The organism is Rhizobium sp. BK251, from assembly GCF_004345245.1.
Lineage (GTDB): Bacteria > Pseudomonadota > Alphaproteobacteria > Rhizobiales > Rhizobiaceae > Rhizobium.
The window spans coordinates 587287-613228 of the sequence record NZ_SLUQ01000001.1; the positions used below are offsets into that span (position 1 = coordinate 587287).

Genomic DNA, 25942 nt, shown 5'->3' on the forward strand with positions numbered 1-25942 from the left:
GATGTCATTCGCAATAAGATCACATCCGCAGAATCGGACTTTCCGGCCAAACTTTCAATTGAGAATGGCGATATGGTGCTTTAGAAAAACTATATGAAAAACCTGAACCTCGTGCACCTGAATGGCCTGCGTGCGGTGGAGGCGGTGAGCCGCCTCGGCTCGCTGCAGTCAGCTGCCGAGGAACTGGGCGTGACGATCGGCGCCGTCAGCCAGCATGTCATCCGGGCGGAGGCCCAGCTCGGTCTCACACTTTTCGAGCGCGCACCGAAGGGCATGCTGCCGACCGAGCACGCCAGACCGGTGCTGGCGCAATTGAGCGAAGGTTTCAGAAACCTAGCCGGTGCGGTGGAGACCGCCCGCAAGCGCGACGAGACGATCCTCACCATTTCGGTGGCGCCCGTCTTTGCCGCGCGCTGGCTCGTCCATCGGCTGGATCGCTTCGCTGCCCGCCACCCGGAGATAAGGCTGCGGATCGATGCCACCATGCGGCTCATCGATCCGGCAACATCGGATGTCGATATCGGCATCCGGGTCGGCAACGGCACATGGCCCGGCGTCAGGGCCGAGCTCCTGTTGCAGCAGGAGGTCTTTCCGGTCTGCACGCCCGAACTCGCCCGAGATTTGAAGACGCCGGCCGATCTTCTGAAGCTGCCGGCAGTGATCGATGCCCACGCGCTTTTCACCTGGGAGGTCTGGCTGCGGGCTGCGGGTCTTTCAGGCGCGCAGCTGGAAACGCGCCACAGCTTCAACGATGCATCGCTTTGCCTCGATGCCGTCATCGCAGGGCAGGGCGTCATGCTCGCCTGGCAGACCCTTGCCGCCTACGCCTTGCAGCAGGGTCGGCTTGTCGATCCCTTCGGTATCCGCGCCAGGACCGGCGACGGCCACTATTTCATCACGGCCGAGGGCGTCCGGGAGTCGAAGAAGGTCACCGCCTTCAAGGCATGGATCCGTGACGAGATGGAAGAGAGCATGCGGCCCTTCGCCTGAAGTGCCGGACCGCTTAGGCGGCCTCCTTCGCTCGGGTTTCCCACATCCGCCTGAATCCCGGTCGCGACTGGCACCGGGCCATCCAGCTCTTGATATTGGGATGGCTGTCGAAAACAGCCTTCTCGGTCTGCACGTAGCGCAGCACTTCGCATATGTTGATGTCCGCAACGGTAAAGCGGTCGCCGACGAGGTGGCTCGATCCGGCGAGATGATTCTCGAGCATTGCGAAAGACCACTTCAACGATCGGCACGAGACGTCGATCGTCGCCTTGCCGGCATCGGTGTTTTCCTGCTTCCTGTCGTAAACCCGAACGACCTGCACCGTGTGGGGCTCGACCTCTGTCGCGGCCCACAATGTCCACATGGCGATCTGCCCGTCCTCGATTGCAGTCTGGCCGGAAAGAGGGCCGCCATGCTTGCGCGCCAGGTAGAGGTTGATCGCAAGCGACTCGTTCATGAGGAACCCGTCGTCGTCGATGCTGGGGATAAGGCCCATTGGGTTCACCGCCCGGAATTCGGGCGAGAGCGTGTTGAGTCGTGCGCCGCTCGCCAGCGGGTTTTCCAGTTCGCCTGCCTGGATGACCGGCACGGACTTGTATTCGAGGCCCAGCTCCTCCGCCATCCAATAGTTGCGCGACGCGCGCGAGCGGTAAACGCCATAGATCGTCAGCATCTCGATAGTCCCCCTTGATTCGTTGCGGAAAACTAGGCGCTGCCCGGCACAAACGGAAGGCCCGGCCCGTGATAGCTCGATGAAGAGTTTTGATGATTTTGCTTGGCCTCTTGTCCGGGGGCGGTCAGCGGCTGTGGAAAAGATGCAATTTCAGCATTTGGCCGCACAGGAATTTGCGAAGGATTGAGCCATATCAAAGAAAGTGCGGGGGCATTCGGGCAATATGCGCTCACCTGCGGGGGCGGCGATGACTGGTCAGGGGAGCCGGTGATCGATACGATGGCCTTCGCGATCGCCGCTCGGCCTCTGGGGCACCTTGCAAAGACGCAGGCCGGGCGGCTTTCCCCGGTCCGCCGGGGCGCTTGCATCGGCGCAGGGCTCGCTGCTCTGGTTTCCCGCTGATTTCCCGCTATCTTGCCTTCCATGAGGCCCGAAACTCTTCTCTATCCCGCTCCCGAAGGGCTGTTTTGTCCCGATGGAGGCTTTTACGTCGATCCCGTGCGGCCGGTCGAACGGGCGCTGATCACGCATGGCCATTCCGACCATGCGCGCGCGGGGCACGCCCATGTGCTTGCGACCCGCCAGACGCTCGACATCATGCGGCTGCGCTACGGGGAAGACTTTGCCGGCAGCGAACAGGCCGTGGGCTATGGCGAAGCGCTTTCCGTAAACGGCGTCAATGTCAGCTTCCATCCCGCCGGCCATGTGCTCGGCTCTGCGCAGATCGCGATTGGGAAGGGTGGCACGCGCATCGTCGTCTCCGGCGACTACAAGCGCCGCCCGGACCCGACCTGCGCGGCCTACGAGCCGGTCGCCTGCGATATCTTCATAACGGAGGCGACGTTCGGCCTTCCCGTATTCCACCACCCCGACCCGTTGACCGAGATGGCGAAGCTTCTAGGCTCGCTCCGGCAGTTTCCGGAACGCACGCATCTCATCGGCGCCTACGCGCTCGGCAAGGCCCAGCGGGTGATCCGCCTGTTGCGGGATGCCGGATACGACCAGCCGATCTATATCCATGGCGCGATGGAGAGGCTCTGCGACTATTATGTCGGCCAGGGCATCGATCTCGGGGAACTGCGTCCGGCAACGGTCGAAGTCTCGGATGCGGCAGCCTTCCGTGGCGCTGTCGTGGTCGGGCCGCCCTCCGCCTTCTCCGATCGCTGGGCGCGGCGCTTCCAAGAGCCGCTCGCCGCCTTTGCCTCCGGCTGGATGCTGGTGCGCCAACGCGCCAAGCAGCTCGGCGTCGAATTGCCACTCGTCATTTCCGATCATTGCGATTGGCCGGAACTGACCGAGACCATCACGGAGCTGCATCCGGCTGAGGTCTGGGTCACGCATGGCCGCGAGGAGGCGCTGGTGCGCTGGTGCGAACTTGCGGGCATTCCGGCCCGGCCCCTGCATCTGATCGGCTACGAGGACGAGGGGGACTGATGAAGGCTTTCGCCGACCTTCTCGACCGCCTGGTGCTGACGCCGAGCCGCAATGGCAAGCTGAAGCTCCTGACCGACTATTTCCGCGACACGCCCGACCCGGACCGCGGCTATGGTCTTGCCGCGATTGCCGGCACGCTGGAAGTCCGAAACGTCAAGCCCGCGATGCTGCGCGACCTCGTGCTGGAGCGCATGGACGAAATCCTCTTCCGTTATTCCTACGACTATGTCGGCGACCTTGCCGAGACCATTTCGCTGGTCTGGGATCGTGAGAGTGATATCGAACGCTCGCCCCTCTCGCAGCCACGGCTGGGCGAGGTCGTGGAACGCATGAATGCGCTCGGGCGCACGGAGGTGCGCAGCTTCGTGCGCGATCTTCTCGACAGGCTCGATCCATCCGGGCGCTTCGCCTTCCTGAAGCTCGCGACCGGCGCGCTGCGCATCGGCGTTTCGGCCCGCCTCGCCAAGCAGGCGCTTGCGGAACTCGGCGGCAAGGAAATCGGCGAGATCGAAACGCTATGGCATGGCCTGGAGCCGCCATATGAAAGTCTTTTCGCCTGGCTGGAAGGCGGGGCCGACAAGCCGGTGCTCGCGACGCCGGCGATCTTCCATGCCGTCATGCTTGCGACCCCCGTCGAGGATGGCGATCTCGCCAATCTCGACCCCGCCGATTTCGCCGCCGAGTGGAAATGGGACGGCATCCGCGTGCAGCTGTCGCGTTCGGGCGGCACGCGGCGCATCTATTCCCGCTCGGGTGACGACATTTCCACCGCCTTTCCGGATATCGTTGACGCGATCAGCTTCGATGGCGTCATGGACGGCGAGCTTCTGATCGGTGGCACGTCGCGTTCCAACAGCCCGACGCGCACCTTCTCCGATCTCCAGCAGCGCCTGAACCGCAAGACGGTGACGGCGAAGATGCTCGGGGAATATCCGGCCTTCATCCGAGCCTACGACCTTCTGTTTTCGGGCGAGGAGGATGTTCGCGGCGAGACCTATCTGCAACGGCGCGAACGGCTGTCCGCTCTAGTCGATCTCTCGCCACATGACCGCTTCGATCTGTCGCCGCTCGTCGATTTTGCATCCTGGGATGAGCTCGACCGCCTGCGCTCGTCGCCGCCCGACCCGGTGATCGAGGGCGTGATGATCAAGCGCCGCGACAGCGTCTACCAGGCTGGCCGCGCCAAGGGACCGTGGTTCAAGTGGAAGCGCAATCCCTATAACGTCGATGCCGTCTTGATGTATGCGCAGCGCGGTCATGGCAAGCGCTCGAGCTATTATTCGGATTTCACTTTCGGTGTCTGGTCCGAAATGCCGGATGGAGAGCAGCTCGTCCCGGTCGGTAAGGCTTATTTCGGCTTCACCGATGCGGAACTCGAAGTACTCGACAGGTTCGTGCGCAACAACACGGTAGAGCGTTTCGGCCCGGTTCGCGCCGTCCGCGCCGAGCGTGATTTCGGCTTTGTCGTCGAGGTCGCCTTCGAGGGCATCAGCCGCTCAACGCGCCACAAATCCGGGGTTGCAATGCGCTTTCCGCGCATAGCGCGACTGCGGCCGGACAAGCCGCCCTACGAGGCTGATCGGCTCACTACACTGGTGGCGATGATTGACGCGGGTGCCCCTGCTGGACAAGAGTGAAGCAACGTCGCTTTTTCACCGCATTTTGATTGGGCCGTGTCGGTTTTCTCATGCGAGAATCTTGCAGCCTGGTAACAACGAGTACCTAGATGACCTCGCGCAAAGAAGACAAATTTTCCCTGCCCAGACGTGTTGTTCTCGCCGGCCTCGCCGCCGCTTTGGTGCCGCGTGCCGCCTCCGCCGTCGAGGTGCCTCCGCAGCCACCGCTTTTGACCGGCGACTATGAGAAGGAGCGGCAGCATTTCCGCACCCGCCTGCTGCGCAAGGGGCCTGCTCCGGACAAGTACGAACCGCTGAAAACGCCCGCCGATGCCGATCAGATCTTCTATCGGTCCGGCTATGGTGGCGAGCTGGAACTCGTCGCCTGGGTTTCGAAATACAAGCGCACGCCGAAGCTGAAGCCGGCGGTGCTGTTCCTTCACGGCGGCAATGCCATGGGCATCGGTCACTGGGAGCTGATGAAGCCCTATATCGACGCCGGCTATGTCGTGATGATGCCTTCCGTGCGCGGCGAAAACGGGCAGCTGGGCAATTTCTCCGGCTTTTACGACGAGGTCTCGGATGCCTTGGCCGCCGCCCATCGCCTCGCACATCTGCCGGGCGTTGACGGCAGCCGCGTCTTTATCGCCGGTCACAGCATCGGCGGCACGCTGACGATGCTGACCGCAATGTCGAGCAAGCGCTTCCGGGCTGCTACGCCGATTTCCGGCAATCCGGATGCGTTCCGCTTCTTCGATCGCTATCCGCAGGATATCCGCTTCGACGAGAAGGATCCGCGCGAATTCCAGATGCGCTCGGCGCTCTGCTATGCCGAAAGCTTCAAGTGCCCGGTCTATGTCATGCACGGCAAGGAAGAGGATCACTTCAACGATCGTGCAGGGCTGCTCGCCAAGCGCGCCCGCGTTGCCGGCGTCAAGATCGAAGCCTCGACGTTGCCCGGCGGGCACACCTCCGCTCTGCCGGCGGAGATCGAACAGAGCATCCACTTCTTCGGCTCCGTTGCGGCGTAAGCGCAGCTAGCTGCCGACCCAGCCGGCCGATGCCTCAGGCCATCAGCCTCTCGACCAGCGAGCGCGCCGCTTCGGCGATCACCGTGCCGGGCGGGAAGATCGCGTCGGCGCCCGCTGCTTCAAGCGCGGGAAAGTCCTGTGGCGGGATGACGCCGCCGACGGCGATGAGAATGTCTCTGCCGCCACGGCGGGTGAGCGCCTCTTTCAGCTCGGGCACCAGCGTCAGATGGCCGGCCGCGAGCGACGAGGCGCCGACGATGTCCACGCCCTCGCGCACGGCAAGATCGGCCACTTCCTCCGGTGTCTGGAACATGGAACCGACGACGACATCGAAGCCGAGATCGGCAAAGGCTGTCGCGATGACCTTCTGGCCGCGGTCATGGCCGTCCTGGCCCATCTTGGCGACAAGTATGCGCGGCTTCTCGCCCCGCTTCCTGCGGAATTCCTCGACCTTGCCGACCGCCCGGTTGAAGGGCTCGTCGGTATTGCCGACCTCCTTGCGGTAGACGCCGGAAATGGTGCGTATCTCCGCCACATGCCGGCCGAATGCCTTCTCGAGCGCCATCGAGATTTCGCCGACCGTCGCCCGCGCGCGCGCCGCCTTGACGGCGAAGTCGAGCAGGTTCCCGGTGCCGCTGCCGGCCGCCTCCGCCAGCGCGTCCAACGCGCCCTCGACGGTGGCCGTGTCGCGGGTGCCCTTCAACTGCTGAAGCTTGGAGAGCTGCCGGGCGCGGACCTCGGAATTGTCGACCTTGAGCACGTCGACCTCTATGTCCCGTTCCGGTCGTGAGAAGTTGACGCCCACGACCGTCTGGTGGCCGCTGTCGATGCGAGCCTGCGTCCGTGCCGCGGCCTCTTCGATCCTGAGCTTGGGGATGCCCTTCTCGATAGCCTTCGCCATGCCGCCCAGCGCCTCGACCTCCTCGATGTGGGTCAGCGCCCGTGCTGCGAGATCATGCGTCAGGCGCTCGACATAGGCCGAGCCGCCCCATGGATCGATGATCCGCGTCGTGCCGGATTCCTTCTGCAGCAGGATTTGCGTGTTGCGGGCGATCCGAGCCGAATGATCGGTCGGCAGGGCGAGCGCCTCGTCGAAGGAATTGGTGTGGAGTGACTGCGTGTGCCCTTGTGTCGCCGCCATGGCTTCCACCATGGTGCGGATGATGTTGTTCATCGGGTCCTGTGCCGTCAGCGACCAGCCGGAAGTCTGGCTATGCGTGCGCAGCGCCAGCGATTTCTGGTCCTTCGGCGCGAAGTTCGCCTTCATCAACGCCGCCCAGAGGAGGCGCGCGGCGCGCATCTTGGCCACTTCCATGAAGAAGTTCATGCCGACTGCCCAGAAGAATGAGAGGCGAGGGGCGAAGCTGTCGATGTCCAGCCCGGCAGCGACGCCGGCGCGCGCATACTCGATGCCATCGGCGATCGTATAGGCCAGCTCCAGGTCCGCCGTCGCACCGGCTTCCTGCATGTGATAGCCGGAGATCGATATCGAGTTGAATTTCGGCATCCGCTGGCTGGTGTAGCTGAATATGTCGGAAACGATGCGCATCGAGGGCTGCGGCGGGTAGATGTAGGTGTTGCGGACCATGAACTCCTTGAGGATGTCGTTCTGGATGGTTCCGGAAAGCTTGTCCTCTGAGACGCCCTGTTCCTCCGCCGCAACGATATAGAGGGCCATGATCGGCAGGACGGCGCCGTTCATGGTCATGGAGACGCTCATCTCGTCGAGCGGGATGCCGTCGAAGAGTTGGCGCATGTCGAGGATGGAATCGATCGCCACCCCGGCCATGCCGACATCGCCGGCAACGCGCGGATGGTCGCTGTCATAGCCGCGATGCGTTGCAAGGTCGAAGGCGACGGAAAGCCCCTTCTGGCCGGCGGCAAGGTTGCGCCGGTAGAAGGCGTTCGATTCCTCGGCGGTGGAAAAGCCCGCATATTGCCGGATCGTCCATGGCTGCTGGACATACATGGTCGGATAAGGGCCGCGGATGAACGGAGCGGCGCCCGGAAAGCTGTCGAGAAAGTTCAGCCCCTGCAGATCGGCCTCGCCATAGGCGCGTTTGACGTCGATGCCCTCCGGCGTCTGCCAGATATCGGCTTCGACATCCGCGGCCATCTGCTGCCGCGTCCAATGTATCTCGGCGAAGTTCGGAATTCTGCTCATGCGACCACCTCGTCCAGCCGCACCGGCTTGAGTCCATTGTTCGTGGCAGGGCGGAGCGGGCCAAGCACCGTCACGGGCCGCTCTTGCTTCATCGCGAAGAGGCTCGTTCCGACGATCGGTCGAGGCGTTCGGCGTGCCCGTGCCTCGGCGATCATTGTCGCAAGCCGGCCGCTTTCGATTGTCTTCGAAAGGCCGCCCTCGCGCTCGATGCCCTTGAAGATCTCCCAGGCTCGTTCCGCCAGTGCATCGGTCAGTGCCTCGATGCCACCTGCACCGGCGGCAGGGTCTCCCACATGGTCGAGATGGCTTTCGGCGATCAGGATCGTTTGCGTGTTGCGGGCAAGCCGCCGCGCAAGCGGGTCGGGAATTCCGTGTGTGATCGTATGCGGCAGCACGGCAATCTCGTCGGCGCCACCGGTGCCCGCTGCAAACACTGCGATCGTGTTGCGCAGAATGTTGGTTTCCGGGTCGCGCCGCGTCAGCATCCGATAGCTCGTCTCCATGAAGAGGTGCGCCGCGACCGGCTCGGCAATGCCACAAGCCTCGGCGATCCGGGCGTGGACCAGTCGCGCCGCGCGGGCCTTGGCGATGGTCAAGAACTGGTCTTGGTCCGCGCAGAGGCAGAGGCTGATGGCCGGCAGCACCTGCTCCGGCGCTGAGCCCGCTGCGTCGAGGGCGCGCAGGTATTCGACCAGCGACGCCGCGACGAAGGCAAGCTCCTGCGCCTCCGTGCCTCCGGCATTGTGGATCAGACGCCCGTCCGAGTTGAAGACCGTACCGCCATTTGCCTTGTCGGCCAGGACGGAAAAGTGCTGCGGCAGATCCTCGAGCCCTGCGCTGCTGCCGGATAGTGCCGCAGCGCTCAGCGGGTCGATACCGAAGTGGATCGGCCGCGCATTCGGCGTTGCCGAAAGCCGGGAAAGCCGCTCGCCCAGGGAAACATCACCGGATTCGAGGCGGATACTGCCGCGTTCGCCGATCTTCGCTGCAATCGCTGAGAGGAAAGCGTCTGCATGGCCGCTTTCGATGCCGAGGCCGAAAGCGGAGGGGCTGTCCGCCGGGACGAGCGCTATCCCGGTCGCCCCGTTGGAAAGGTCGTCGGTCATCTGCGCGGTCGCGCGGACCGTGTTCGGGTCGTCCATGCGCTGGGTGATTGTCCAGGGCCTGCCTGGCTGCCGTCGCAGAAGCGGGCTTGCTTCGCCGAGCCGCTCGTAAAGCGGTTCGATGGCGATCCCGTCATCGGTATGGGAGACAAGCGCCTCGTCAAAGGAGGCACCCTTCAGCGCGCGGGCGACCAGCTTCAGCCAGAGGTCGCGGTCGGTCGCCGGAAAAGCGGCAGCGTCAAGAACGCCAGCATCCATCGTCAAGATCCTCCTTGCCGTCTTCTTATCCCGCCCGGCCGGCTGCGAAAACAGGACTTTGGTCGATTACCAAAAAATCCGGAGTCGTAAAGCCATGCCGCCCGCGTCATTCGTAGAGAGTGATGGTGGCGGCTCAGCGCCGGCGGTGGTCGGTCGCCCCGCGGCTCCCGCGTCGGAGCGGGCGTGACTAGATTTCCTATGAACGCCCTATAGACCTTCGGGTCATATCAAATCTTCGCCAGCACTCTCGCCTGTACGGGCTGTTCTATGCCCTTGAGGACAAGTAGGCGTGTTTCGGCCCCGATCGTAAGGCCGGAAGCCTGGGCCGCTGTCTCGGGCGACACGAGGATTTCGCCCGCAGCGGCCTGGGACTCAAGCCTCGCGGCAAGATTGACTGCGCCGCCGATCGCGGTGAAATCGCTGCGAAAGCTTGAAAACTCACCGATCTCTACATCGCCGCTATGGATGCCGACACCGACGCCGAGCGTGCGACCCGGCATTCCGCCGAGAGTCGCATCCAGACCGGCAAGCGCTTCCGCGCAGTGTCGCTGTATGTCCAGCGCCGCCATGACCGCTGCGCTGGCGTGATCCTTTGTTGCGATCGGAAAATTGAAGATCGCCATCAGGCCGTCGCCCATCTGCTTGTTGACGATCCCGTCGTGGGCCCAGATCGCCTGCGCACACTGATCCTGGAATAGGCTGACGATCTCGCTCAATCGGACCGCTTCAATCCGCTCGGACAGGGCGGTGAATCCCCTTATGTCCGCAAACAGGATGGTTGCGCTGGCCGTTATATGGCGCTGTTTCTTGACGTAGCGAAACGAGCGCTCGCAAATCGTGCAGATATTCGGATTCATCTTGCTCTGCGTGATGCCGAATGCGCGGAACGGAAGCGAGAGGGGTCCACGGATGGGGATGGGCACGCGCATCTGGTCCCAGCAGCCGCGGCAGATAGCGGCGCTGCCGTGATTTGTAAGCTCCGTCGAAGCGGCTGTCGCCATGTTCCGTAATCCGTTTCGGATCAAAGGCCGATGGCCTTGTGCCAACCAAGCTTCTGACATTCAGCCATCTTTGGCAACTCGTGGAGTAGGCCAATCTTGGTGCCGAGGGCGGAAAATAGGCCAGGATTCACCTACCCGAACCATTCACTTCGGAAGAAGGCGGACAGGCCCCGGCCAGGAAATTCGCATGGCATCATGATCTGCTTCCCGGGGCATTCGCCGCATGGCGCTTAAAGACCTTCCCCCGCAATGATAAATTGATGTCGAACGCCAGCTTCGCGCCAGCCGGGCCTGACACGATGGGGCAAACTCACGGTATCGAGCGGTTCTTAACTGATGGCTGAACTTGTCGCTTCTTCCTGCCGCCTGCGCGTTGCCGCCGGCCTGGTCCTGGCCTCCGCGCTCGGCTCCTGCAGCATCATTCCCGATACCGGCAGCATGGACGTCGACCGTTTTCGCGCGCAGACCGCCCCGGTCTACTACGATCCGGCCACGGGCGAGATGATCCAGGTCCGGCCCGTCGTCGCCGGGCCCAACGCGGTCCAGCCGATTCCGCAGGTGCGCGATATCTACGAGAACACGCTGTACAATCAGACCTTCGGCCTGCCGGTTTCGAACCCTGTGCACGGCTCCATGTACGGCCAGCTCGCCGACGACGATTTCACGGTTCCCTCCATCCCCTACAACCAGATCGATTCGCGGCTCCTGCGCCAGGAAGTCGACTATCCAAGCGCCGAGCGTCCGGGCACGATCGTCGTCGACACCAAGGCCCGCTACCTCTATCTCGTCCAGCCGAAGGGCAAGGCCATGCGCTATGGCGTGGGCATTGGTCGCGAAGGCTTTGCGTGGTCGGGCAGGGGCGTGATCCAGTGGAAGCAGAAGTGGCCGCGCTGGACGCCGCCGGCCGAGATGGTCTCGCGCGACCCGGCCATCAAGCCGTTCGCGGCCGAGAATGGCGGCATGAACCCCGGGCCGAACAATCCGCTCGGCGCCCGTGCGCTCTACATCTATCAGAACGGCAAGGACACGCTCTATCGCGTCCACGGCACGCCTGACTGGCAGTCGATCGGCAAGGAAACCTCGTCCGGTTGCGTCCGCCTGTTGAATCAGGACGTCATCGACCTCTATAACCGCGTTCCTGCGCGCGCAGAGATCGTGGTTCTTTAGTGGCTTAGCAACAATTTTTCGTGATGTTGCATCTGCGCGATAGCCGCAACGGCAAGCGCTCTCTAGGTTTCAGGTAAGTCTTGCGTTTACTTGGAGAAAATCGACGGCTTGCCCGCGGTCGCGGTCCTGCTCGTCGTCCATCATGGATCGATGCGCCAATCATGAGTTTTTCGACCTCTTTGTCCCGCCGTCGCTTTCTCGCTCTCGCAGGTATCGGCGCCACGTCGACGCTTGCCTCGTGCGCCTCCTCGGGTTCCTCCCGGCAGGTGTATGGCGGGCAGGTCATCGAATATCGCCAGCCGGCATTCGCGCCGTGGTCGGGCGCGGCCTATGCCGACACACCTGACCTCGACATCATCTACGGCCCGGTCGAAGACAGTGGCTTCCTGATTCCGGCGGTGCCCTACCAGCAGATCGATTCGCGTTTTTATCGCCAGCGCGTCGTGGACCCGACGGGCCAGCCTCCCGGCACGATCGTCGTCGACACGCCCTCGCGCTTTCTCTATCTCGTCGAGCCCGGCGGCACGGCCATGCGCTACGGCGTCGGCATCGGGCGTGAGGGCTTTGCCTGGCAAGGCGCCGGCGTTATCCAGTGGAAGCAGAAATGGCCACGCTGGAAGCCGCCGAACGAAATGGTCGCGCGCCAGCCTGAGCTTGCAAAATACTCGATCGAGAACGGCGGCATGGAGCCAGGCCTCAAGAATCCGCTCGGCGCGCGCGCGCTCTATATCTTCTCGAACGGGGAAGACACGCTTTATCGCCTGCACGGCAATCCGGACTGGACGTCGATCGGCCGGGCCGTGTCATCGGGCTGCGTGCGCCTGCTGAACCAGGATATCATCGACCTCTACGACCGCGTGCCAAACAGGACGCCGATCGTCGTCTGGCAATGATCGCTGGAGATCCGTCGCCGAGGGCGCCCTGCAAGGGGCGCCTCGCTTTACGCTGCGGCCGAAAGGTTCGCCCTTAGCGCATGCAGCCTGTCACGCAGGCTGGCCATGTCTTCCAGGCTGCAGCCGATCGCTTCGCCGATCGCCATCATCACGCTGTCCAGCTCGCCTTTCAAATCTTCGCCCTTGGCAGTCAGCGAGACGATCACCTGCCGCTCGTCTTCCACGTCGCGGCGGCGGTTTATAAGTCCGTTCTGCTCCAGCCGCTTCAAGAGCGGTGACAGGGTGCCGGAATCAAGGTCGAGCTGTTCGCCGATCGCCTTTACCGAAAGCTCCGATCTCTCCCACAAAACCAGCATCACGAGATATTGCGGATAGGTCAGGCCGAGGCGGTCGAGTATCGGCTTGTAGGTCCGCGTGAAGGCGTGCGCGGTCGCATAGACCGCAAAGCAGAGCTGGCGTTCCAGCTTCTTCTCCTCGTCCGGTATGCGCATTTCCATGTTCTTCACCTTCGCAGTTCTGGGCTGCCCGAAAGGGATATTGTCCCAGTTTCATGCTCAAAATGCAAATTGCAAAATTATGTTGCGCGCAATCAAATTGCGTTTTATATGAAATCAACCCTAACCGAAAAGGAGTTAGCCATGCCCATCCTCTACACGACCAAGGCCTCCGCCACCGGCGGCCGCGCAGGTCACGCCGTTTCCGAAAACGGCGTTCTCGACGTAACGCTCACCATTCCGAAGGAACTCGGTGGCGACGGCGCCACGGGCACCAACCCCGAACAGCTCTTTGCGGCCGGTTACTCGGCTTGCTTCCTCGGTGCACTGAAGTTTGTCGCCGGCCAGCAGAAGGTCAAAATCCCCGAAGACGCCAAGGTGACCGCGACCGTCGGCGTTGGCCCGCGTGAGGACGGCAAGGGATTCGGCATCGAGGTGGCGCTCTCCGTTCATATTCCCGGGATCGAAAAGGCCGAGGCGGAGAAGCTCGCTGCTGCTGCCCACATCGTCTGCCCCTACAGCCATGCGATGCGCACCTCGACGGAAGTGCCTGTAACCGTCGTCTGATTGGTCGCACGACTGATTTTTCGCCCGCTCTCTTCCAGCCGGAGGAGGGCGGTTGCGCATTATTGAATGCCGTCGCAATCGGTGGTATCAAGGCGGCCTACTCAAATTCGGAAAGGAGGGCCACAAATGACTACGTTCGTCTGGCGCAATCGCCAGTTTGGCCCTCTCCATGCCCTGCAGATGCGTTTGCAGGGCTGACCAGAGACCGAAGCATCTTCCATCTCTTCCTGGTTTGCCCTTCGTCATAGCGCGACGCCGCATGCTCATGCTTGGAGCCGTCGCCTATAGTCATGAACTACCGTGACCATGGTCCCGCAACGGCGTGCGCCGGCGGCAGATTCCATGAACCGGGCAGACCAGAGAACAGACATGGCATTGATCAGCTTGCGTAATCTCGGTGTCACCATCCGTGCGCCCCTTTTTTCGAACCTCAACCTTACCGTCGGCGCCGGCGATCGCATCGGCGTCGTCGCGGCCAACGGCCGGGGAAAATCGACCCTCCTCAATTGCATCGCCGGGCGCCTCGAGCCGACCACCGGCGAGATAACCCGCTCGCGCGGTCTTCAGGTCGGCTACGTCGAGCAGAACGTGCCGTCCTCCCTGTCGGCTCTCGCCTTCCGCGAGGCCGTAAGCCAGGCCTTGCCGGCCGAGCAGGCGGCGAGCGAAGACTGGCGGGTCGATCTCGTCCTCGATTCCCTTGACGTGCCGCAGGCGATGCGCGCGCGGCCGCTCTCCCAGCTCAGTGGCGGCTGGCAGCGCTTCGCGCTTATCGCCCGCGTCTGGGTCACCGACCCGGACGTCCTGCTTCTGGATGAGCCGACCAACCATCTCGACCTGACGCGCATCGCCCAGCTCGAGGAGTGGCTGGACAATATCCCGCGCGAAGTCGCGGTCCTTGTCTCGAGCCATGACCGCGCCTTCCTCGATGCCTGCACCAACCGCACGCTCTTCCTGCGGCCGGAGCAGTCACGCCCGTTTTCCCTGCCTTACGGGACTGCGCGCGAGGCACTGGACGAGGCGGACGCTTCGGATGCGCGCCGCTACGAGAAGGATATGAAGACGGCCGAGCAGCTGCGCAGGCAGGCGGCAAAGCTCAACAACATCGGCATCAACTCCGGCAGCGACCTGCTGACAGTCAAGACCAAGCAGTTGAAGCAGCGCGCCGAGCGGATCGAGGATTCGGCCCGGCCCGCCCATCTCGAGCGGTCGGCGGGGGCAATCCGCCTCTCCAATCGGGGCACCCACGCCAAGGTGCTCGTGACGCTGGAGGACGCCGCGGTGGAAACGCCGGATGGTACGCCGCTCTTCAGGACGGGCAGGCATTTCATATGCCAGGGCGACCGCATCGTGGTTCTCGGGGCAAACGGCGTCGGCAAGTCCCGTCTTGTCACGCTGATCCGCAAGGCGATCCTGGAACCGGACGCTTCGACGGAGGCGATCAAGGCCACGCCATCGCTCGTGCTCGGCTACAGCGATCAGGCGCTCGCCACGCTCGCCGACGGCGACGGCCCGCTTGCCACGGTCACGCGTCACTTCGAACTTGGGGAGCAGCGCGCCCGCGCACTGTTGGCCGGTGCCGGCTTTGCCATGGAAATGCAGGAGCGCCCGATCGTCCGCCTGTCCGGCGGCCAGAAGGCCCGGCTCGCCATGCTGGTGCTGCGGCTTACCAACCCGAACTTCTACCTCCTCGACGAGCCGACCAACCATCTCGACATCGATGGCCAGGAGGCGCTGGAGACGGAGCTGATGGCCCATCAGGCAAGCTGCGTCTTCGTCTCGCACGACCGCAGCTTCGTGCGCGCGGTCGCCAATCGTTTCTGGCTCGTCGAGAAGCGAAGGCTCGTGGAGGTGGATAGCCCGGAAGACTTCTTCGCCGCCGCACGGATTGCGGGCGCCTGAACTGCGGGGAGAGGTTGTGAGCTATCACGCCCGAACACGGTCCGGCCAGTGGCGGAGATGCCGCTGGCCGGGCGCTCACTAGGCGACGTGGATTGCCCCGCCTGATGGCCTCCGGTGCGCCGAAGCCTCGCGCCAGCGCACAAAAAATGGTACATGGAAAACGCACATGCGGGCGCTATATAGCCAGAGACGGTTGCACGGGGAGGTTGCTATGTCCGATTCTCATGGAAAATTCGTCTGGTACGAGCTGATGACGACCGACATGGTTGCGGCAGAGGTTTTCTACCGCGAAGTAGTCGGCTGGAATGCCAAGGATGCAGGCATGACGGACATGAAATATCTCATGTTCACGGCGGGCGATTTGCCTGTTGCCGGCCTGATGCTGCTTCCGGATGCGGCCAAGGCGATGGGCATGCCGCCCGCCTGGATCGGCTACATTCATGTCGATGACGTGGACACGACCGCGGCCGATCTCGTCTCCGCCGGCGGCGTCGTCCACCGGCCCGCGGAAGATATTCCCGGCGTCGGCCGTTTCTCCATCGTTGCTGATCCCCACGGCGCCGTCTTCTCGATCTTCAAGAGTTCCATGACCGAGCCACCGCCGCCCGTCGCCATGGATACGCCGGCCCATGTCGGCTGGCACGAACTCTATGCCGGCAACGGCGCTGCCGCCTTTGCCTTCTATTCGGATCTCTTTGGCTGGACCAAGGACCAGGCGTTGGACATGGGTCCGGCCGGCATCTACCAGCTCTTCGCCCACAATGGCCAGGCGATCGGCGGTATGATGACGAAGCCGCCTGAAATGCCGATGCCCGGCTGGGCCTTCTACTTCAACGTGCCCTCGATCGATGCCGCTGTCGAACGGGTCAAGCTGTCAGGCGGCAAGGTTCTGAACGGCCCGATGGAAGTGCCCGGCGGAAGCTGGATCATACAATGTACGGACCCGCAGGGCGCCTTGTTCGCGCTTGCGGCACCGGCGCGCTGACACCCGTACTCGGCGGGGCAGGGCGCGCTGCTGCCTCAGGCATTCGCATGGACCAATGACCTAGGGTTCCAGCCAAGGTTCGATGGTGGTTCGTCGCGACTACTCGTGGCCGGAGGGCATCCTGCCCCCGCCCGCTCTGCCTTGCGATGCAAACAGGGCGCCCGTCGATCTGCCGTTACCGTTGCGTACTTGCGCTTTCTAGGGCCGGGCACACAATCAGGCCTTACGACGGGTGTTGAGGGAGACGTTCCATGGGCATTACGAAGCGCGAGTTCACCAAGGGCCTGGCTGTCGCTGCGGGCCTTGCAGCGTTGCGTCCCGCGACCGTTCGGGCGGCGGACGTCACGGCGAGGGAAGCACGGGCCATCGCCAAGGAAGCCTATATCTACGGCTTTCCGATGGTCGACAGCTACCGCATCCAATACGCCTATTTCGTCGCCACCAAGGACCCGGAATACAAGGGCCCCTGGAACCACCTCGTCAACATCCCGCGTGTCTACACGCCGGCCGACACGGCGATCCAGACGCCCAACTCGGATACGCCATATTCGATGCTCGGCTTGGACCTGCGCGCGGAGCCGATGGTTCTGACCGTGCCGCCGATCGAGAAGGACCGCTACTTCAGCATCCAGTTGATAGACGCATATACCTTCAACTTCGACTACATCGGCAGTCGCGCGACGGGGAACGGTGGTGGGAGCTTCCTGATCGCGGGGCCTGGCTGGAAGGGCGAGACGCCGAAGGGCGTGGAGAAGGTGATGCGGTCGGAAACCGAGTTCGTGCTCGCCGTCTACCGAACGCAGCTCTTCAACCCGGCCGACCTGGATAATGTGAAGAAAATCCAGGCCGAGTATAAGGCAGAACCGCTGTCCAAGTTCCTGGGCCAGCCGGCGCCCGCGGCTGCGCCCGAGGTTGAGTTCGTCGAGCCTCTGACCCCGGAGGAGGAGAAGATGTCGCCCGATTTCTTCAATATCCTCAACTTCGTGCTGCAATATTGCCCGACCGATCCAACCGAAATCGATCTGATGGAGCGTTTCGCCAAGATCGGGGTCGCAGGCGGTAAGACCTTCAATCCCGACAAGCTTTCATCCGAGATGAGGACCGCGATCGAAGGCGGAATGGCCGATGCCTGGGTCGAGATCGCGGCGTTGAAGAAACGGGTCGATGCGGGCGAGGTGACGTCCGGCGACATGTTTGGCACACGCGCCTTTCTGAAAAACAACTATCTCTACCGGATGGGGGCCGCTGTGCTCGGTATCTATGGTAATTCCAAGCAGGAGGCGATGTACCCGGTCTATGCCATCGATTCCGACGGCAACGCACTCGATGGCGCCAATAAGTACACCGTGCGCTTCGCACCCGACGGGATGCCGCCCGTGAACGCCTTCTGGTCGCTGACTATGTATCGCCTTCCCCAGAGCCTGCTTGTCGCCAACCCGATCGACCGCTACCTGCTGAATTCGCCGATGCTGCCGCTGTTCGTGAAGGATGCCGATGGCGGGTTGACCTTCTACATACAGAACGAATCTCCCGGCAAGGAGAAGGAGGCCAACTGGCTGCCCGCGCCCGAGGGCCCCTTTGTCATAGCGATGCGCCTCTATTGGCCGAAGTCGGAAGCGCTCGATGGCAAGTGGAAGCAGCCGCCAATGACGAAGGCAGCGTGAGCCGCGGAAACGTCAATTGCTGCCGAGTTTCCCCGGCTATTTGGAGCCGGCACCGGATGGCTCGCCCGCCGGGCTTTCCGTCCATTCGCAGAAGGAACGAAGGCCGATTTCGAGAATGATCGCCGCGAGGCCGCATATCACGCCGGCGAAGGCGGTTCCTACACCGAGAGTCACGACGAGCGCCGTGATGATCGCCTTTGTCGATGTCTTGCCTTCCGACACCAGCAGTTTGTAGAGATCGCCCTTGGGATCGCAGAGGCTGGTGCGCAGTTGTGATCGGTATATTTCCCAGAACTGCTTGCCGATCCGGTCGTCGGGCGCGCTGCCCGCGCGAAATTCCTCGCTTGCCCCGTTCCCGGCCGCCACGCTTTCTTCGAGGACTTCCTTGAGCGGCACAGGCAGGGGTGCGACCTCGGGGTTTCGTATGTAGGGTCGCAATTCGCTTCCGAGCAGGCTGTAGGCCGAATCCGTGCCCTTCACGCGCAGCGATTGGACCCGCGCCTCCAGCAGCGACAGTTCGATGTCGTCGAATTCCGATTGAGTGTCCTGCTGGCCGGGCATCACGATACTCCCGTGAGATAGAGGGGAGCCCAGTATTTCGGTGCTGAGAACTCCCCTGACTGGATCATGTCCCGCTGGCTGGCCGAAAAGGCGGAAGCCCCGCTCTCGTCCTCGTCGCGGTATCTTCGATAGAACTCTTTGAAGAAGGACAGCGCCGCCCTGTCGTGCAGCGGCGCGATCGACGAGATGATGGAATTCGTGCCGCCGAGCAGAAGCGCGCCGTTGAAGCCGACCAGGTCGTTGGTGGGCGAATAGGGAACCAGCCCGGACGAGCAGGACGCGGTGCAGACCAGATTGGCCTGAAGCGCGCTTTGGGCGATCTGCTGCGCGGTAATCGTCGCGCCATCGGCCATCAGCAGGCCGGACATTTCCGGGCCTTCGGCGCTGACATAGTGGCAGGCGAAATGGACGACGTCGAAGACCTCGCCGCGCAAGGTGCCGAGCACGCGCTCGGTCGTCGCCTCCCTGCCCAGAAGGGCCGGGCAGTTCAATGCCGTGCTCACCATCCGGGCTTCCTCAAGGGCGAACGGAAGCGTTCCGTCCGGGTCCCCGACGACGAGGCTGCGGCGGGAGGGGTGGTGGCCCCTCGCACGAAGATAGAGATAGGATCTCGCAGACGGAATGATCGCGACTTCGATGTCCTGGCAAAGGTAGCGGCCATCTCCGCCTCTCAGGCAGGACACCGGAAACTGGAACTGGATTCCGTGCGGAACCAGATACACGCGCCGCAGCGTCGCAGCGCGAGCCGCAATGGCGCCGAGAAACGAATCGTTGAAGGCGCGGCCGGAATCCGTCCGGAGCTCGCCTTCGGACAGGAGATCGGAAAGTGCCTGTTGCGTGTCGATCGCCACCACGTCCGGCAGCTGGTACAAGCCGAAGCCGGATGGCTCCGTCACCAGTGTCTTCAGCGATCCCCTGTAGAGCCACATCTCGATGAGGGCTTCGTCCGGCTGCAGCGATTTCGTGATCTCGGCGCGCAGGGCCATTCCCGCCAGAGCCTCGCCACCCGCGAGCCTCGCCTGCTCGTGATCGCTGAAGACGCGTGCCCGCGTCTGGTCGATGAGCTGCATCGCCTCCTCGAAATTGTCGGTTCGGAACAGTGCCTCGATGCAGCGGGCGTAATATTCATGATACCGAAGGTCGAAGGCCGCGCGGTTGCTGGCCCTTGCCCTCATCTGCTCGACAAGAGCCGTGGCTGCAAACAGCGGCCCGAGCGCGGCCTTGTGGTCGCCCTCCGCCGTATGGATGTCGGCGAGCACCAACAGCGGATGCCGCATGGCCGTCTTGTTCGAAATGAGCTCTTCCAGCTCGAGCGCCTCGATGATCGCGGCCTTAGCCTCCTCCGGTCGGTGGAGGGCGACGAGGATGTCCGCCTGCAGGGACAACGAGGAAAGCAGCTGATCCCAGTCGCCGATCTCCTTTCGTATCGCGATCGCCTGCGCGAGTTCGGAAAGCGCCTCGTCGGTCTGTTTCGCCTCGGAAAGCGCCGCGCCGAGATTGTGACGCGAGTAGGCAATATCCTCCGGATCGCCCTTCTTGAGGTCGAGCTCGAGCGCGATCTTCTGGGAGGCGATGCCTTCCTCGATACGGCCCTGGCTGAGATAGCCTATGCCGCGATTGCTGGCGATCATCGACTGGATCGCCAGTTCCTTCGTGCGGCGGGCGTGTTTCCAGGCCGCGTCGTAGCTCGCTATCGCCTCGGGAAGCTGCCCCAGATACCTCTGGCACTCGCCCTTGATGTTCAGTGCAAGGGCAAGGTCTTCATCGGAAGGTGTCTCGTCCTGCAGCAAGAGCGCGATGGCTTGCTCGGTGAGATCCAAACCCGCCTGGTAGTCGCCCGTTGCGTATCGTGATCTTGCCTCGCCGAGTAGGGATCTGGACATTCGCCTGCCATCCTTCTCACCTGACCCGGCAGGAAGAGTACGGCAAACCCCGTGCATTGGAAATAATACCGGGCTCGCCCCAAAGGATCATGCGTCCGGCAGACGGCGACCCGCATGCACGGCGCCCTATTGCGTTGAGAGCGCAAGCTTGGCGCCGAGCAGTCCGAAGGCGGCGGCAAAACCACGCCTCGCCCAGAGGATCACTCCGGGCCGGGCGATGACATAGCGACGCGTGGCGGACGCGAAGGCCCCGTAGCCAAGGAAGATCACGAATGTCAGGAGCATGAAGATCCCCGCAAGCTCCAGCATATGGCTGCTCTCGCCGCCGTCCTGCGGCACGAATTGCGGCAGGAAAGCCAGGAAGAAGATCGACAGCTTCGGATTGAGGACGTTCAGCAGCAGACCGTCGAGCACGATTCTCGTCGCCGGGACATGGCCGGCCTGCGCACTGACCTCGAGCTGCCCGCCATCCCTCCAGACGCTCCAGGCCATGTAGAGCATGTAGACAACGCCGAGATATTTGAGGATCTCGAAGGCGAGTGCGCTTGTGTGCAGCAGCGCTGCGAGCCCGACAAGACTTGCCGCCATGTGCGGCAGGATGCCGAGAGTACAGCCGAAAGCTGCAAGGATGCTCGCATGCCAGCCACGGCTCAGCCCGTGCGCCAGCGTGTAAAGCACGCCGGTGCCGGGCAGGAGGATGACGACGATGGATGTCAGCAGGTAATCGAGTGTCATGCGTGCGCCCTTCGCTGAAAGAGGAAGGCACCAGAAAAGCGTCGCGCCCTCGAAGCGTCTTGAACGAAATTGCAGGCCGGGGAAAAGAGCGGTCTCATGCGGGCAGATGCTGTCGTAGGGTATCGAGCCTCCCATCAGCGGTTATTCTGTGGCGCCTGCCCCGGAAGTGGCCCGGCCTCTTTCTGCCGGTCCGTCTTCTCATTGTAATCGGTTGGGCCTATAGCTCGCCGCCCATTCGATCGAGCAGGGAGGATAAGCATGAACGCGAATGACGTCGCCGCCCACTGGGAGAGCAATGCGGAGACCTGGACGATCTACAGCCGCGCGGGTTACGACAAGTATCGCGATGCGCTGAACACGCCGGCCTTTCTGCGCATGCTGCCACCCGTCGCCGGCCTAGCCGGACTCGACCTCGGCTGCGGCGAGGGCACCAACACCCGAGCTGTCGCTCGTCTCGGAGCCCGCATGACGGGGATCGATATTGCTCCGACCTTCATTCGCTATGCCCGCGAGACTGAGGCGCAGGACCCACTCGGTATCAGCTACGTGCTCGGTGACGGGCAAGACATCGATTTCCCGACAGCGAGTTTCGACTTCGTCACCGCGTTCATGTCGATGATGGATATGGCCGATCAGCGCCAGGTGCTCAGGGGCGTGCACCGCATCCTCAAGCCCAGCGGCTTCCTGCAGTTTTCGATCCTGCATCCATGTTTCGTACCACCGACGCGCAGGAACGTCCGTGATGCGAACGGTGAAGCCGTTGCCGTTCAGGTCGCAGATTATTTCGATGAGACCGAAGGTCGTATCGAGCGCTGGCTGTTTTCCGGGATTCCTGCCGAGGAACGTGCAAGCCTGACGCCGTTTGCGATACCGCGATTCCACCGCACGCTTACAAGCTGGATCTCCATGATCGTCGAAGCCGGGCTGGCGATCGAGGCATTCGGCGAGCCGACCGCCTCACGGGAGCTGGCTCTCGCCGAACCGGTGGTCGCCGATACGCGCGTGGCGCCGATTTTCCTGCACATCAGGTCGCGCAAGGCGTGAGGCATCAAGGATTTCTACGGCGGCGTAGGCGCCGGGTGGCAGGCCGAAATTGCGCACGAATATACGCGTCATGTGGCTTTGGTCGGCAAAGCCGCTTGCGATCGCCACTTCGGCGAGCGGCATACGGTCCGCGATCAGGCGCTTTGCAAGCTGTATCCGCCGCTGGATGATATAGGCATGTGGCGTCAGGCCCGTCGCCCGGGCGAAGCCGCGCAGCACCTGGAAGCGGCTGAGGCCGCTTTCTAACGCCAGATCGGCAAGCGAGATGGTCGATGTCGGATCGTCGTCGATCAGCTCGCGCGCCCTCGAGATCGTACTCGGTGCATGCAGGCTCTCTGGCGCGCGGGCCTCGCTCATCGCCCCGGCCAGCAGCGCCAGGAGGACTTCCTCCTGCCGGAGCGCGGCAAGGTCGTCCGTTTCGGTCGCGACGAGATCGATGAGTTGGCGGACGCCGCCGGCAATCACCTGGCTGCGCATGACCGGATGATGAAACTCCCGCCCGCCCGCACGGCCCTCTTCAATGTCGCCGAGCGCGTGGAATATCAGCGATGGGGAAAGATAGAGCATTCGCCAGGAGCGAGCCGCATCGCCGACCGGCATGCCGTCATGCACCTCACCGGGATTGACCGTGATCGTATCGCCCGCCTCCGCCTCCACGACGCCGCGGCCGCTCAAGGACCTGTGCGCTCCGCGATCGATGACGCCGATGCCGAATTGTTCATGCGTGTGCCGGGGAAAGGAGCGGCGCGTGTCGGCTGCCACGGCCTCGACACCCGCCATGGCACTTTTCAGCAGTCTGAACTCGCTCGTTGCCATGTTCAGCGCCCGCAATCCGCGCCCGCGCCTTTTCCTACCGCTTGAGGCTGCCCAATATGCCGCGGACCAAGGCCCGGCCGACCTGGGTGGCGACCGTTCGTGCCACGCTCTTCATCGCCGCCTCGACCACCGTCTCGCGCTGGTAGCCGACGCGCGCGCGCGCCTGCCCCTTTGCCGCCGGCTGGTCGTCGTCAGCGCCGCCGAAGCCGGGCAGGCTCCAGCCGGACGTGCCGCCGGAGGGTTGCTGCTGCTCCGCCTGTTCCTGTGCCCGTTTGGCCGCATCCGCGTCGGACGCCTTCCTGGCGCGGGCGATCAGGATCTCGAAGGCGGATTCGCGATCGATGTCCTCGTCGTAGACGCCAAGCACGGGGCTCCTATCCATGACCTGCTGCCGCTCGGCATCGGTCAGCGGACCGACGCGGCCGGAGGGCGGGCGGACGAGTGTGCGTTCGACGATGGACGGCGCGCCCTTGCCTTCGAGCGTCGAGACCAGCGCCTCGCCGGTGCCGAGATTGGTGATCGCCGTCGCGCAGTCGAAGGCCGGATTGGGCCGGAAGGTGTCTGCGGCGGTCTTCACGGCCTTCTGCTCGCGCGGCGTGTAGGCGCGCAGCGCATGCTGCAGCCGGTTGCCGAGCTGCGCCAGCACGGTTTCCGGCACGTCGAGCGGGTTCTGCGTGACGAAATAGACCCCCACGCCCTTGGATCGGATGAGTCGGACCACCTGCTCGACGCGCTCGAGCAGCACCTTCGGTGCATCGTTGAAGAGCAGGTGCGCCTCGTCGAAGAAGAAGACGAGCTTCGGCTTGTCGGGATCGCCCACTTCCGGCATCTCCTCGAAGAGCTCGGAGAGCAGCCAGAGCAGGAAGGTCGCGTAGAGCCTCGGATTCATCATCAGCTTGTCGGCGGCAAGCACGGAGATCGTGCCGCGGCCGCGATTGTCCGTGCGCATGATGTCGGAGATCTTGAGAGCCGGCTCGCCGAAGAAATGCTCGGCACCCTGCTGCTCCATCACGAGCAGCGCACGTTGTATCGAGGAGACCGACGCCTTTGAGATCAGGCCGAACTGGCTCGAAAGCTCCGTTGCGTTGTCCGCCATGTAGTTTAGAAGCGCAGTCAGGTCCTTGAGGTCGAGCAGCGGCAGCCCGCCTTGGTCGGCGATCTTGAAGGCGATGTTGAGGACACCTTCCTGCGGCTCGGAGGCATCCATCAGCCGGGCGAGCAGTAACGGGCCCATCTCGGCGACCGTGGTGCGAACCCGGTGGCCCTTCTCGCCGAAAAGATCCCAGAAGATGACCGGGAACTGGTCGAATTCGTAGTCCGTGAAGCCGATCTCGTTGGCCCGCTTCGTCAGGAAATCCTTCGGTTCGCCCTTGGCCGCGATGCCGGAAAGGTCGCCCTTGATGTCAGCGGCAAAGACTGGCACGCCCGCGGCGGCAAAACCTTCGGCGAGCACCTGAAGCGTCACCGTCTTGCCGGTGCCTGTCGCTCCCGTCACCAGGCCGTGGCGGTTTCCGAACTTGAGATCCAGATATTCCGGCTTGTTGATGCTGTCGTCCGGGTTGCGACTGGCGCCGATGAAAAGCTTGCCTTCTTCGAGCATTTTGTGTCCTCTCCTCTCGGACCATGCCGCGCGCGGTGAAAACCGGGTGCAGCCGCATCCCTTCATTCAACGATTACCTGTCTGTTATAAGCAGGCTCTTGTGCGCGGACAACTGCCCGTATTCGCGAGAGCAATTTCAGGCAAAGGTGGGAGCCGGCTTTCCGTTCGGAGTTGTGTGCAGCAGAAAGATGGAGCATTCCCGCGACTCTGGAGAAAACGGAAATGCTCCGGTGAAGCGGAAGACACGCCCTCGACGGGAAAGATGCCTTGACGCGTCGCCGCAAACGAAATTACGTTGACGTTAACGTCAATAATTGGAGGCAGGAGACTACTCATGAACGAAATCGTATCCCAGATCGCCGACAAGGTCGGCATTTCTCCGGACGTCGCCGAAAAGGCTGTCGGCATGATGCTCGGCTTCCTTCAGCGCGAGGCCGATGACGGCGCGGTGGCTCGAATGATCGAGGCCATTCCAGGCGCTCCCGATCTCGTGGCCCAGTTCAGCGGCACCGGTTCGGGTGGCGGCCTGCTCGGCGGTATCATGGGTGCGCTCGGCGGCGGCGGTATCATGGGCCTCGGCCAGCAGCTGATGTCGCAGGGCCTCGGCATGGGCGAGATCACCGCGCTCGCCAAGGAAACCATTGCCGTCGCCCGGCAATATGCCGGTGACGAAGTCGTCGACCAGGTCGTCGCCTCGGTGCCGGGGCTCGGCCAGTTCGTCTGAGTTCAAGAAGGCTGTCGGCGCAGTCCGTCCGGCGAGGCGCGCGATCAAGCAGGGACGTATGTCAACCTGATCACGTCCTCGCCAACGTGATCGGTCGAGACAAGACGGAGTGGTGGTCGCGGGCCGGCGAAGAATGGCTTGCCGCGGCCAAGCACGACGGGGTGGAAGTAGAGCCGATACTCATCAATAAGACCAAGGTCAGTCAGGCTTCGTGCCAGTTCTGGTCCGGAAACCGCAATCTCCCCCGCGAGCCGGGCCCTCAGGCCACGTACCACCGCCTCGACGTCATCCCCGACAAGCGTGGCGTTGGGGCCGACCGACTTCAAAGAGCGCGACACGACCCACTTCGGCTGGCGCCGCCACGCCACCGCGAACTCGCGTTGCTCGGCACTCCACTCAGGACGGTCTTCGTCCCAATAACGCATGAGCTCGTAGACGCGGCGACCGTACACACTGCCCGTCAGGTCGCGCACGTGCTCTGTCCAGTGGCGAAAGAGCACGGGCCCTGTCGACATTTCCAGGTGGTCGACGTAGCCGTCCAGCGACTGGTTCATTCCAAAGACGAGCTTCGCCATGCTGCAAAATCTCCACCTCAGGGTATTCAGAATAGCTGGAGGCGATATTACGCAAAATTGAGTTG

24 protein-coding genes are annotated in these 25942 nt (G+C 63.1%); 13 read left to right on the forward strand and 11 right to left on the reverse strand.

The annotated features are described in order from the left end of the window. Positions 1-93 precede the first annotated feature (93 nt). Entirely contained in the window at positions 94-990 is an 897-nt protein-coding gene (locus EV286_RS02815) for a LysR substrate-binding domain-containing protein (protein WP_132955474.1), read from the forward strand. Positions 991-1003: 13 nt separating this feature from the next. Here EV286_RS02815 and EV286_RS02820 read toward each other — a convergent pair whose 3' ends face one another. Next, positions 1004-1663: a glutathione S-transferase family protein gene (locus EV286_RS02820; protein ID WP_132955475.1), complete on the reverse strand. Its 660-nt coding sequence runs from the start codon at positions 1661-1663 to the stop codon at positions 1004-1006. Positions 1664-1846: 183 nt separating this feature from the next. Here EV286_RS02820 and EV286_RS02825 point away from each other — a divergent pair, with 183 nt between their 5' ends. From EV286_RS02825 to EV286_RS02840, 4 genes are all read left to right on the forward strand, one after another. Beyond that, entirely contained in the window at positions 1847-2065 is a 219-nt protein-coding gene (locus EV286_RS02825) for a hypothetical protein (RefSeq protein WP_132955476.1), read from the forward strand. Positions 2066-2086: 21 nt separating this feature from the next. After that, positions 2087-3097, forward strand: coding sequence for a ligase-associated DNA damage response exonuclease (locus EV286_RS02830; RefSeq protein WP_132955477.1), 1011 nt, complete (start codon positions 2087-2089; stop codon positions 3095-3097). Then, positions 3097-4734, forward strand: coding sequence for a cisplatin damage response ATP-dependent DNA ligase (locus EV286_RS02835; protein WP_132955478.1), 1638 nt, complete (start codon positions 3097-3099; stop codon positions 4732-4734). Before EV286_RS02830 ends, EV286_RS02835 begins: the two co-directional genes overlap by 1 nt. A gap of 89 nt (positions 4735-4823) precedes the next feature. Beyond that, positions 4824-5744 carry an alpha/beta fold hydrolase gene (locus EV286_RS02840; protein ID WP_132955479.1) on the forward strand — a complete coding sequence of 307 codons (921 nt, stop codon included), beginning with the start codon at positions 4824-4826 and terminating at the stop codon, positions 5742-5744. Between the two features lie 34 nt (positions 5745-5778). Here EV286_RS02840 and scpA read toward each other — a convergent pair whose 3' ends face one another. The 3 genes from scpA to EV286_RS02855 all read right to left on the reverse strand — a co-directional run bounded on the left by scpA (position 5779) and on the right by EV286_RS02855 (position 10270). After that, positions 5779-7908, reverse strand: coding sequence for a methylmalonyl-CoA mutase (gene scpA, locus EV286_RS02845; RefSeq protein ID WP_132955480.1), 2130 nt, complete (start codon positions 7906-7908; stop codon positions 5779-5781). Beyond that, entirely contained in the window at positions 7905-9269 is a 1365-nt protein-coding gene (locus EV286_RS02850; RefSeq protein WP_132955481.1) for a methylmalonyl-CoA mutase family protein, read from the reverse strand. The genes scpA and EV286_RS02850 overlap by 4 nt, the downstream gene beginning before the upstream one ends. A 227-nt stretch (positions 9270-9496) precedes the next feature. Continuing rightward, positions 9497-10270 (reverse strand): adenylate/guanylate cyclase domain-containing protein, encoded by a 774-nt coding sequence (locus tag EV286_RS02855; protein WP_132955482.1) that lies wholly within the window; start codon positions 10268-10270, stop codon positions 9497-9499. A gap of 336 nt (positions 10271-10606) precedes the next feature. Here EV286_RS02855 and EV286_RS02860 point away from each other — a divergent pair, with 336 nt between their 5' ends. Then, positions 10607-11437 carry a L,D-transpeptidase gene (locus EV286_RS02860; protein ID WP_132955483.1) on the forward strand — a complete coding sequence of 277 codons (831 nt, stop codon included), beginning with the start codon at positions 10607-10609 and terminating at the stop codon, positions 11435-11437. Between the two features lie 161 nt (positions 11438-11598). Then, the gene (locus EV286_RS02865) at positions 11599-12330 is read left to right on the forward strand and encodes a L,D-transpeptidase (RefSeq protein ID WP_132955484.1); all 732 of its coding nucleotides are present in this window, start codon (positions 11599-11601) and stop codon (positions 12328-12330) included. A 47-nt stretch (positions 12331-12377) separates the two neighbouring features. On the opposite strand, the gene EV286_RS02870 is transcribed toward EV286_RS02865, so the two are convergent. Continuing rightward, positions 12378-12821: a MarR family transcriptional regulator gene (locus tag EV286_RS02870; RefSeq protein WP_132955713.1), complete on the reverse strand. Its 444-nt coding sequence runs from the start codon at positions 12819-12821 to the stop codon at positions 12378-12380. 147 nt (positions 12822-12968) lie between these two features. On the opposite strand from EV286_RS02870, the gene EV286_RS02875 reads away from it, so the two are divergent. From EV286_RS02875 to EV286_RS02890, 4 genes are all read left to right on the forward strand, one after another. Next, positions 12969-13391 (forward strand): organic hydroperoxide resistance protein, encoded by a 423-nt coding sequence (locus tag EV286_RS02875; protein ID WP_132955485.1) that lies wholly within the window; start codon positions 12969-12971, stop codon positions 13389-13391. A 369-nt stretch (positions 13392-13760) separates the two neighbouring features. Next, positions 13761-15290 (forward strand): ABC-F family ATP-binding cassette domain-containing protein, encoded by a 1530-nt coding sequence (locus EV286_RS02880; protein WP_132955486.1) that lies wholly within the window; start codon positions 13761-13763, stop codon positions 15288-15290. A gap of 211 nt (positions 15291-15501) precedes the next feature. Next, positions 15502-16275 carry a VOC family protein gene (locus tag EV286_RS02885; protein WP_132955487.1) on the forward strand — a complete coding sequence of 258 codons (774 nt, stop codon included), beginning with the start codon at positions 15502-15504 and terminating at the stop codon, positions 16273-16275. Positions 16276-16526: 251 nt separating this feature from the next. Next, the gene (locus EV286_RS02890) at positions 16527-17939 is read left to right on the forward strand and encodes a DUF1254 domain-containing protein (protein ID WP_132955488.1); all 1413 of its coding nucleotides are present in this window, start codon (positions 16527-16529) and stop codon (positions 17937-17939) included. Between the two features lie 36 nt (positions 17940-17975). Here the strand turns inward: EV286_RS02890 and EV286_RS02895 are convergent, their stop codons facing one another. The 3 genes from EV286_RS02895 to EV286_RS02905 all read right to left on the reverse strand — a co-directional run bounded on the left by EV286_RS02895 (position 17976) and on the right by EV286_RS02905 (position 21118). Next, on the reverse strand, positions 17976-18500 hold the full coding sequence (locus EV286_RS02895) for a hypothetical protein (protein WP_132955489.1): 525 nt from the start codon (positions 18498-18500) through the stop codon (positions 17976-17978). Beyond that, complete coding sequence (locus tag EV286_RS02900; protein ID WP_165932767.1) at positions 18500-20383, reverse strand: CHAT domain-containing protein; 1884 nt, start codon at positions 20381-20383, stop codon at positions 18500-18502. The genes EV286_RS02895 and EV286_RS02900 overlap by 1 nt, the downstream gene beginning before the upstream one ends. A 126-nt stretch (positions 20384-20509) precedes the next feature. After that, positions 20510-21118 (reverse strand): LysE family translocator, encoded by a 609-nt coding sequence (locus tag EV286_RS02905; RefSeq protein ID WP_132955714.1) that lies wholly within the window; start codon positions 21116-21118, stop codon positions 20510-20512. Positions 21119-21376: 258 nt separating this feature from the next. On the opposite strand from EV286_RS02905, the gene EV286_RS02910 reads away from it, so the two are divergent. Then, positions 21377-22162, forward strand: a complete 786-nt coding sequence (locus tag EV286_RS02910; protein WP_132955491.1) for a class I SAM-dependent methyltransferase — start codon at positions 21377-21379, stop codon at positions 22160-22162. Here EV286_RS02910 and EV286_RS02915 read toward each other — a convergent pair. Together EV286_RS02915 and EV286_RS02920 are read right to left on the reverse strand one after the other, a co-directional pair. After that, entirely contained in the window at positions 22076-22978 is a 903-nt protein-coding gene (locus EV286_RS02915) for an AraC family transcriptional regulator (RefSeq protein WP_132955492.1), read from the reverse strand. The two genes, EV286_RS02910 and EV286_RS02915, sit on opposite strands and share 87 nt — an antisense overlap. A 34-nt stretch (positions 22979-23012) precedes the next feature. Beyond that, a complete protein-coding gene (locus tag EV286_RS02920; protein ID WP_132955493.1) occupies positions 23013-24578 on the reverse strand; it encodes a helicase HerA-like C-terminal domain-containing protein in 1566 nt (521 codons plus the stop codon). A gap of 334 nt (positions 24579-24912) precedes the next feature. Here EV286_RS02920 and EV286_RS02925 point away from each other — a divergent pair, with 334 nt between their 5' ends. After that, positions 24913-25302, forward strand: a complete 390-nt coding sequence (locus tag EV286_RS02925) for a DUF937 domain-containing protein (protein WP_132955494.1) — start codon at positions 24913-24915, stop codon at positions 25300-25302. Positions 25303-25346: 44 nt separating this feature from the next. Here EV286_RS02925 and EV286_RS02930 read toward each other — a convergent pair whose 3' ends face one another. Then, a complete protein-coding gene (locus EV286_RS02930; protein WP_132955495.1) occupies positions 25347-25877 on the reverse strand; it encodes a dihydrofolate reductase family protein in 531 nt (176 codons plus the stop codon). Between the last annotated feature and the right edge of the window lie 65 nt (positions 25878-25942).